Annotated in this window: 6 protein-coding genes; 3 read left to right on the forward strand and 3 right to left on the reverse strand. The window is 40.5% G+C overall.

Features of this window, described 5'->3' with window-relative positions; all coding sequences use genetic code 11:
- The first annotated feature begins 239 nt into the window (after positions 1 to 239).
- Together L4C33_RS18105 and L4C33_RS18110 are read left to right on the forward strand one after the other, a co-directional pair.
- Positions 240 to 1694 carry a hypothetical protein gene (locus tag L4C33_RS18105; protein ID WP_428813808.1) on the forward strand — a complete coding sequence of 485 codons (1455 nt, stop codon included), beginning with the start codon at positions 240 to 242 and terminating at the stop codon, positions 1692 to 1694.
- A 259-nt stretch (positions 1695 to 1953) separates the two neighbouring features.
- Positions 1954 to 2661, forward strand: coding sequence for a hypothetical protein (locus L4C33_RS18110; protein ID WP_428813809.1), 708 nt, complete (start codon positions 1954 to 1956; stop codon positions 2659 to 2661).
- A 174-nt stretch (positions 2662 to 2835) separates the two neighbouring features.
- On the opposite strand, the gene L4C33_RS18115 is transcribed toward L4C33_RS18110, so the two are convergent.
- Together L4C33_RS18115 and L4C33_RS18120 are read right to left on the reverse strand one after the other, a co-directional pair.
- On the reverse strand, positions 2836 to 3243 hold the full coding sequence (locus L4C33_RS18115) for a hypothetical protein (protein ID WP_428813810.1): 408 nt from the start codon (positions 3241 to 3243) through the stop codon (positions 2836 to 2838).
- 150 nt (positions 3244 to 3393) lie between these two features.
- A complete protein-coding gene (locus L4C33_RS18120) occupies positions 3394 to 4374 on the reverse strand; it encodes a helix-turn-helix domain-containing protein (protein WP_428813811.1) in 981 nt (326 codons plus the stop codon).
- A 130-nt stretch (positions 4375 to 4504) separates the two neighbouring features.
- Here L4C33_RS18120 and L4C33_RS18125 point away from each other — a divergent pair, with 130 nt between their 5' ends.
- Positions 4505 to 5887: a serine hydrolase domain-containing protein gene (locus L4C33_RS18125; RefSeq protein ID WP_428813812.1), complete on the forward strand. Its 1383-nt coding sequence runs from the start codon at positions 4505 to 4507 to the stop codon at positions 5885 to 5887.
- Positions 5888 to 6037: 150 nt separating this feature from the next.
- On the opposite strand, the gene L4C33_RS18130 is transcribed toward L4C33_RS18125, so the two are convergent.
- The gene (locus L4C33_RS18130) at positions 6038 to 6610 is read right to left on the reverse strand and encodes a prepilin-type N-terminal cleavage/methylation domain-containing protein (protein ID WP_428813813.1); all 573 of its coding nucleotides are present in this window, start codon (positions 6608 to 6610) and stop codon (positions 6038 to 6040) included.
- Positions 6611 to 6718 lie beyond the last annotated feature (108 nt).

Consider the following 6718-nt stretch of genomic DNA (forward strand, 5'->3'; position numbering starts at 1 on the left):
AGTAAAAGGTAGTTAAACTTAGAACTAATTATTAAACCAAAAGGGCTGGCATTGTGTCGGCCCTTTTTATTTTTAGGTCTGTATGGTGCTAACGCCTGTTAAGTCTGGCTTAATAGCTACTTAAATATTAACTAATATTCCTGTTTTCTTTGAAGACCTAATATACGTGCATCGCTTCCAAGGATGGTCCGAAACCAAATAGTATTTTGAAATTAATTAATATTTACCGGACTAATTACATGAACATGAATAAAACAATCTTAGCAACTCTGATCACTACAGTGTTTTCAAGCAACGTTCTTGCGCAAAAAGTAGATGTTGAGCTAGCAAACCTAGCGACAGAAAAAACGATTCAATCTCAAATGGATGATATTGATGCTGCAACACAGGTTGAACTAAATGCTCAAAGTGAAGAAGCTGTCGAACTAAATGGCGTAGCTTACGAGCAAGATGATTCAGGGGTATGGAAAGCTATTGGTGGTGGAGCACTCGGCTTAACTGCTGCGTTATTGAGTGGTTCTTCTAGCTCTTCATCGAATGGTTCATCAGATATTCCTGACTATGAGCAAGGACCTATCTTACCAGGCGTGGATAACAAACCTGGTCAACCTGATGTGGATATCGATGCCCCTCGTGATGTTTATTTAGTCAGTCACGGTGACACCGCGCATATGTTTGTTAATGGAGAAGAAGTTCGGACTGCGACTCTCGATGTAACCTCTGAAGGTAACTACACAATTACTGGCTCAGAGGGCGCTACGTTCCACGTAGTTGGTAACGACATCTTAGTAACAATGGTGAACGGTGAAAGCGTTAAACTTCATAATGTGAATCGTACAGACGACCGTAATATCTCATTCTCTGTGGGTGGTGAAAATTACAATGTGCACCGTACTTACAATGGTGAAGTTTGGGTTCAGAAAGAGCAAGGTAACGGTACTGGTCACTGGGCAACAGTTAAGACTGGCGCAGATGTATTGGCTAACATCCAAGAGCGTCAACTGATCAATGTTATTGATAAGACAATACCAGAAGTTGATGGTTCACCAATTGAACCCGATCTCAAGTGGGCTGACTATGACAACGATAACATAATAAACCGACTGGAGTTCACGCAAGATAAGAAAGCTTTAGAAGCTCTTGCCAAGGGAGCTGGATTTGAAATGATGGGCGATTACCTTGACTGGCAGTCTGGCTTTAGCGGCATACCTGTTGATAAGAAAAACGACATGGCTTTCACAATGCTAACAGGGGGGGATCTGACGATTAAACAAGTGATTCTTATGAATAATCTTACATTGAATGGCGATGTTTCTATGCTACAAACGCTTATGAACGACGCATATGTTCACTCAGGTTCATGGGATACAGTGACGAATGCAATCAATGCCGCGTACGGAAGAGATCTTGATACGCAACAACTAATAGACTTTGCTGCCCGTAATCAAGATGCCCTAAGTGTCGAACGTAATGCTAAAGCTATTAGACTTCTAATGACGATTGAAGCCAATGGTACAGAATGGGTAAAAGACCAAATTAGAACAGAAATTGATGACCGAATCGATATAGGCGGTGACCGTGAGCAAATCACTTTGGATAGTTTGTCTTCAGTCCAGGTTAATAAGCTACAAGCTCTTAAAGCTAAATTGTCACCAGCACAGATTAATAAGTTGAATACACGCTTCAACAAATGACAACCTACTCATTTTAAGGGGCGAACATAGGCTAGTTTTTGGTGACCTTTGTTGTTATCAGGTTGGTTTAAACGCAGTTAAATTCCCCTTAACGAAAGAATTCATGTAGGGCAAAGGATTGTCCGCCCTTTCAAAGCCTATTAAGTCTGACTTAATAGGCTTTTTCATACTGCGTAATATCCAAGTGAATGACTAAAGAATATCATTTATTTCAATGATTAACAGTTCTCATGGATGGGTATCTATATACGGTTTCAACATGAAAAAAGCATACACACTCGCACTAATTTGTTTCCCTCTTTCTGCACACGCTGACTGGGAAGATGTCGTGGATTACGTAGGTGATACTTTTAATATATCTATTAGCAAAGAAAATTACCTTGACCAGCCAAATAACAATAACGAGCTTACATATACCATTTATGGCTCTCATAATTTAAATGAAACTTGGCGTGTCTTTGGGCAGTACGATAGTGATCATTTTGGGGAATTAGGTCTTGGGTATTCGTTCATCGTTTCAGATTTAATCTATAACGAGGTGACCGTTTCAGTTGGAGGTAATATGGACGATATTGGTGTCTATAACTCAGGGATATTCAGTGCTATTGCGTGGGAAGATTATATTTTTTATACGGACGTCGCGATTCAATATACTGACAGAGACGTAAGTGTTGGCAGAACAGAAAGTATCTCCTTAGATAAAACTATAGGGAGCTTCTATGAAGTGAATGACTGGGTATCACTATCATTATCATATACACACAAAATGACTCACTACGATAAATTGACTAGTGAACACCGTTGGTTAAAAAATATTTACCCACTTCTCACTGATAATTATTATCACTACTTGAGCCCTGGTATCACCGTAAATGTTTTTGGAATCAAACCCACGATTTCATATAACTATTATTTTAATAACCCTGATTCGAATACTATTGACTTCAATTTAACATTTGATTTTTGACGAATGATCTCGCTATCTCAGTTGTTATTAATATTCGTTAACTGTCTTGATCTCAGCTTTCTAAAGAGCAAGTCGATAGATTTATTAATGATAAAATATTTCCTAATAATGTTTTTAAATAAGACCATAAAAGCGGCGTAAGTGGCTCATTCTTATGGTCTTATCTTTTGTCGTTTATTGATTTACAGAGGTTGGGTGTTCGATATATTTTATCGCTAGGGCTTTGCCGGAGCCTTTAGTTATACCTGTGCTATCGCCAAGGAAGCCCCAGCTACCTTCAATGACAGAATCTATAATGATCGCGTCAGCTCCCAAAGATACAGCTTTTTCTTGCATGTTGGCCACTATGCCAGTCGCACTGTAATCATGGAAAATGGTTTGCCCCGTTGTTGCGGTAATTAATCCAATTTCACGGAAATCTCTACCTTCAGGGGCTGAGTACAAAACTTCAACATTAGAATTTTCATTGTGTTCTACGACTGATGTTTTTGCGCATCCACCTAGTAAGAAAATGGAAGTGACTAAAAGAAGCAATGTGGTTAATCGACTTGCAGGCAGTGAACGGTATGACTTGGAAGGCATAAAAATATAGCTCCGATACAATGTTTATTGATTGTCCTTTCTAGTATGTAACGTCCTTAGTTGATTCACATTGTAATGATTACAGTGGGCTAGGGTAGGTCATTTAGTGCCAATTTGAATGCTAAACGTTCCTATAAGTACACCGATAAGTTAATCAGAACCCGTCATATTTCTGCGATAAGTTGGTGCAGTCATGTTTGCCCATTTCTTAAAGGCACGGTTGAAATTACTTAAATCTGTGTAACCTACTTGCCAGCTAATCTCTTGCACCGATAATTCAGTTTGAACGAGAAGTTCTTTGGCTTTTTTAAATCGAGCCGCTTCCTTTAGTTCTTTAAAAGCTAGGCTTTGGCTTTTTAGGTTTCGCTGCAACGTACGTTTCGACATACCGAGCATTTCCCCAAACCATTCAATGCTAAACCAAGGTAGAAGAGCATACGTTTCAACCAGCTTCTCAATTGATTCGAACCAGTCAAGCTGTGCTTGATGAATTGGAAGAGGACGAAAATCTTCACTTAGGGGGATATTCACGGCGCCATACTCATGATTAAACGTGATACTAGAGTTTGGATACTGCTTTATTAGGTCGGAATCACGAGGCTGACTCGAAATTAACTTTGTTTTACTAGGTTGCCATTGTTCACCTAGATATTGTTGGCAGTACTTAATGAGTGCACTGGTTCTAAACCATTCAGCCTGCTCGACCCCAATATTTGAGTGTCTATAACAACTGTGATGGCATAACCACCATTCACCATTTTTAAACTCTGTCCAAATGGTGACGTGATTCGATAAGCTGATAATCTCTGTTACCAAAACATGGATGGCGTCTTCTAGTGTTTCTACTGTTTGAATTAGTCTCTCGATATTTGGAGAAAGCAATGAAACAGTAGCAAGCCGCCCTACATTGACTCCTATTTTTTTGCCATGAACCAGTTCTATCTGATGAATAAACTTAAGAACTTCATTGGTAGGTAGCCAGTGTTCAGTGGAGAGCATTTGTGGCTGAATTCCACATTTATTTGCAATGCTTCGCCATTGAATACCATGTCTATCGCAATACTCGATGTACGGAAGAATGTTATTTGAAGAGGTAACTAAAAGTTGGGGAGTACTCTGTGATGTTTTCATGCGTCGTTACCGCTTTCATCTAGAACTAATACTTTCACTCTATCAAGAGGACAATTGATTGTCACTAAATGACCTACTTGAAAGGAGTGCTGCTCTTTAGAATGAAGGTAGGTCGCATAGGGGAAATCAAATGAAGCTAAACAAATCCACATTATCTATTTTTTTATTATCAACATCTGCAATTGCATCTACATCTCTAACAAAGGAAATGGAGAGCCCTGTTGAAGCTGCTTTAAAACTCGATGGAGCTCAGGTTATTCTACCAGTAGAAAGAGCTAAAAAGGCGTTTACGCCTGATTTTGTTGACGCTGCTCGTGCCAATTTTAGTAATTTCCATTGGCAAATGGGAGGAGACCATTCCCTCTACTACAACATGTATATGAATGAGTTTTTGACGACTGCAGTTGCTTCGCCTAGTGAAGAATACCAACCTCTGAAGCGGAATATTAAGGCTGAACTTGATGATTTAGTCGTTGAAACTCAGTCGAAAGGTGCAATAACAATGAAGGATTACCTCGCTGATCCTCACTTCCGAACGCAAGGGTTCATGCTTGTTCACAAAGGTGAAGTCGTATATGAAGCTTATCCAGGTATGAAGCCAACAGATCGGCATGTATGGGCGTCTTCAGCGAAAACAACGGTTGGATTGATTGTTGCTCAATTGGTAGAGGAAGGGAGAGTCGATACCAGCAAACCGATGAGTCGTTATGTGCCAGAGCTAGAGGGGACAGTATGGGGTGGTGTGACAGTTTTGGATTTGCTTAACCACACGACGGGTTTAGACAATGAAGAAAAGCTTGAGTCGATACTTAACCCTGACTCACCCGTAGTTCGCTTTTTTTCTTCTGTTACCGGGTCTCCTCGCTATTCTACTGGTCAGCGTGAAACCTGGCTTGATGTAGCAAAAGACACTATTAAATTGGACGATGAAAAACCAGGAGAGCATTTCCGTTACGCTTCTATCAATACAATGATACTCACACAGATGATTGAAAACATCGAGGGTGCAACATTTACTCGTGTCTTTGAAGATCGAGTTTGGGGCAAAACGACCGCACGCCAACCAATGCTTTTTAATCAAACACCAGATGGGAAAGCGATCGCTCTTGGCCTTGTATTGTCGACTTTAGAAGATAAAGCGCGTTTCGGTACATTATTTACTCCAAGCTGGCATGCTGTTGCAACGGAGAAAGTAGTGAGTGATAACGTGCTACATATTATTCGAAGTAATGGTGATCAAGAAAGCCATCAAGGATCGACAAAACAAATGAGCTCGGTAGGTGCATTTAACGACATGTCAGCTTATCAGTCGTATCATTTCGACTTCATCTTCGAAGATGGCGCAATGGCAAAGAGTGGAAACTTAGGACAAATGATATATGTTGACCCTGAGCGTGACTTTGTTGGTGTTATGTTCTCAACCAACCCTTATCACTCGGGCTATGGCGAAAACAAAGGTCCGGCATTGATGCGCAGCGCTGCAAAATTATTGGCAGGTAACCGTGAAGGGTAGAGTCACTATTTAAGAGTTTACGGTTTTTCAATAGCCTCTATTAATCTTATAACTCAAACAGTAACTAAAAATCTTAAAAACGAGCCCTAGTGGCTCGTCTGTTTGAAAACTATGCCATTTGTTAAAGTTAGAACGGTATAGTACGGATATTTAACAACCAGTATTTTCTATTCTCACTGTACATTCGCAGCCTTCTGCTGGGCACGTTGCACCTGATCGTCCACCAAATGAGTCATAAATGACGTAGCAGCCTACAGGAAGAACCTCAATATTGTTGCTGCCGAGGTCTGCGTCAGAAAAGTTGTGTTCGAAACCAACCACAGTGTGGCGATTACCAATTGCGGTAGTGAAATTATCGGTGGTTGATAATGTCAAAAAATCGAGCATGGTAAGCCCGTCGGCGGATTCACCAATGCTTTCAGGGCACAGTGTAGCCCAATCTACTTCTACGGTGCCTATACCAAAATCAATAATGTAATTGTCTTGTGCGCTACTACCAGAACCCGCTGTGGGGTTTGAGTTGCTTGGTGTTAAGCCTGCAATCGCTGCTTTGGCATTGACCTGGGTAATAACGCCCTCCATCGCACCAGCGACACCATCAAGTACTGATTCTCTAGCGGACTCTTGCATGTTAAGAAACCGYGGCGCGGCAACAGTGGCCAGCACGCCAAGAATAACAATGACAACAACCAATTCAATTAAAGTAAAACCACTCTTTCTCATGCGTTTAAGCAACCTATCGCTATTCAATCCATGAAATCTGTTAGCTTTTTAACATGCAGTAACATATTAATCATAATTATTTTATAAATATGGTTGATGCGTCCGTGA

This window comes from Vibrio makurazakiensis (genome assembly GCF_050337375.1).
Classification (GTDB): Bacteria; Pseudomonadota; Gammaproteobacteria; order Enterobacterales; family Vibrionaceae; genus Vibrio; species Vibrio makurazakiensis.

Excerpts from the sequence above, each read along its gene's own strand:
- L4C33_RS18105 (WP_428813808.1), top strand. The coding sequence starts at position 240 with ATGAACATGAATAAAACAATCTTAGCAACTCTGATCACTACAGTGTTT.
- L4C33_RS18110 (WP_428813809.1), top strand. The coding sequence starts at position 1,954 with ATGAAAAAAGCATACACACTCGCACTAATTTGTTTCCCTCTTTCTGCA.
- L4C33_RS18115 (WP_428813810.1), bottom strand. The coding sequence starts at position 3,243 with ATGCCTTCCAAGTCATACCGTTCACTGCCTGCAAGTCGATTAACCACA.
- L4C33_RS18120 (WP_428813811.1), bottom strand. The coding sequence starts at position 4,374 with ATGAAAACATCACAGAGTACTCCCCAACTTTTAGTTACCTCTTCAAAT.
- L4C33_RS18125 (WP_428813812.1), top strand. The coding sequence starts at position 4,505 with ATGAAGCTAAACAAATCCACATTATCTATTTTTTTATTATCAACATCT.